Source organism: Paenibacillus sp. 01T422, from assembly GCF_056398785.1.
Genome location: NZ_JBFTQB010000991.1, coordinates 1 through 2,248, shown reverse-complemented (window position 1 = coordinate 2,248; position 2,248 = coordinate 1). Strand labels below are relative to the sequence as shown.

The window sequence follows — 2,248 nt, the reverse complement described above, 5'->3', positions numbered from 1 at the left end:
GGGTTACAGGTAAAGGAAATGAAAGCACAGCTTATGCAGAAGGAGGCGGTCATTAAGGCACTCCAGAATCAGATCAATCCTCATCTGCTCTATAATACGCTGGGGATCATTAAAAGTATGGCTTATCTTGAGAAAGTTCCCGTCATCGAACGAATGGCGCGTAATTTAGCGGACGTGTACCGATATACAGCCAAGATTACAGAGATGGAAGTCAAGTTGGAGGACGAGCTCGGACAGCTGCGCAAATATTTAGAAATTATACATACGAGATTTCCGAAGCATTTTAAAAGTCAATGTTATTTTAATGATAAATTTCTGCAGCATAGGGTAGTTAAATTTATTTTACAGCCGATCGTTGAGAATGCGGTGAAATATGCGATAGAGCCTAATGGAGGAGAAGGCGTCGTCATTGTCAGTGCCTATGACGAGGGCTCTGATCTCGTCATTGAAGTAGCGGATAACGGGCCGGGAATTGATGAGGAGATCCTGCTGCGAATTAATGAGCAGTTGGCGCAAATCTCAGCCAATGTCGATGACAATTATGGACAATTGGACTCACTTGGAATCTCCAATGTTCATGCCAGGCTTGTATTAAAGTACGGAAACCAATATGGCGTCACACTGACTTCATTTGCAGGCAGAGGAGCGGTGGTATCGCTACGGGTGCCTATTATCACGGATGTGCCTAAATGAAGAAGATTGATATGGTAATCATAAGATATGATCATCCCTTTCAAGCCCCATTTCATTATACTTATCCTATCCAATAAGCTTAAGAAGAAGGGAAGTCATGAGATGGATTCAGATAGCGCAGTAAGTAAATCACAAACCGTATTTTTGTTAAATAAGAGGAACCTCCTTCAGTCTTGGAAGAGAGGCATTCCTCTTTATTTAATGATTTTACCTGGTTTTTTGTTTTTTTTGATCTTTAAATATATTCCCATGGCAGGGATCGTCCTAGCATTTAAGGATTATGATCCATTTCTAGGATTTTGGCAAAGCCAATGGGTGGGCTTCGAACATTTTGAAAGACTGTTCAAGTCCCCGGGTTTCTTTGTACTGATGTGGAATACATTGGCGCTCAGCGCGGTGAATTTATTTTTCTTTTTCCCGGCACCGATAATTTTGGCCATTCTGCTAAATGAAATACGTTTAGCTTGGTTTCGTAAAAGTCTGCAGACTATTGTTTACATTCCCCATTTTCTCTCTTGGGTCATTGTCATTAGCATAACTTTTATTTTGTTTTCAACGCAAGAAGGTGGCGTTAATAAGCTATTGGTAGAGTGGGGGTTTCCTAGATTTGAGCTGTTAACAAATTCCGAATACTTTCGTTCTCTTTATTTGTTTCAGAACATCTGGAAGGAGACGGGGTGGAGCGCAGTTATCTTCTTCGCCGCACTTGCCGCTATTGATCCGACTTTATATGAAGCGTCTGTCGTGGATGGTGCCTCCCGCTGGAGACAATTGTGGCACATTACTCTGCCTGCATTGAGGCCAATTATCATTATCTTATTTATTCTCCGAGTGGGTTATGTCATGAATACCGGGTTTGAACATATTCTACTCATGCAAAATCCGTTAAACCTCAATGTTTCTGACGTTTTTGATACGTATGTGTACCGCGAGGGGATCCTTCAGGGACAATATAGCTTTACAACAGCCGTTGGATTGTTCAAGTCCGTCATTGGCCTAGTCTTAATCGTATTGACCAATCGAATGGCCAAAAAAATGGGTGAGGAGGGAGTATATTAAGATGAGTACTTATAACTTTCGAGGTAAAGCTCCTGTATATCAAACTATCGTATATAGCTTGCTGATTCTAATTTTATGTGCTGAAATTTTCCCGGTCATTTATATCATTATGATGTCCTTTGCAAGTAAGCAAGAAATTGTCACCCGCGGATTTTTCCTTGTTCCCAGAGAGTGGAGCCTAGATTCCTACGCTTATTTGATCGATAACCAAAACTTTCTTCAAGCCTTCCGCAGCTCTGTTACCATCACGACAGTGGGGACGGTCTTCAGCATGCTGGTGACAACGCTAATGGCCTATGGATTATCCAAGACATGGCTAAAAGGTCGAGGCCTGTTGAATTTCATGGTTCTGTTTACTTTGTTATTCAGCGGGGGCATTATTCCCATGTATTTGTTAGTTATGAACCTTAATTTATTAAACAGTTATTGGTCCTTGTTTCTTACAGGGGCAGTTATTCCTTTTAACTTCATTGTGATACGCAGCTTCTTCCAAAGC

3 protein-coding genes are annotated in these 2,248 nt (G+C 41.3%); all 3 read left to right on the top strand.

Going from position 1 to position 2,248, the window contains the following annotated elements:
• A partial coding sequence (locus AC1DUA_RS34555) for a sensor histidine kinase (protein ID WP_477504043.1) occupies positions 1–693 on the top strand: 693 nt, incomplete at its 5' end.
• A 102-nt stretch (positions 694–795) separates the two neighbouring features.
• Positions 796–1,752 carry an ABC transporter permease gene (locus AC1DUA_RS34550; protein ID WP_477504042.1) on the top strand — a complete coding sequence of 319 codons (957 nt, stop codon included), beginning with the start codon at positions 796–798 and terminating at the stop codon, positions 1,750–1,752.
• Position 1,753: 1 nt separating this feature from the next.
• Positions 1,754–2,248, top strand: a 495-nt coding sequence (locus AC1DUA_RS34545) for an ABC transporter permease family protein (protein ID WP_477504041.1), incomplete at its 3' end; no start/stop codon positions are given.

Coding starts and splice junctions, on each gene's coding strand:
- AC1DUA_RS34550 (WP_477504042.1), top strand. CDS start 796: ATGGATTCAGATAGCGCAGTAAGTAAATCACAAACCGTATTTTTGTTA.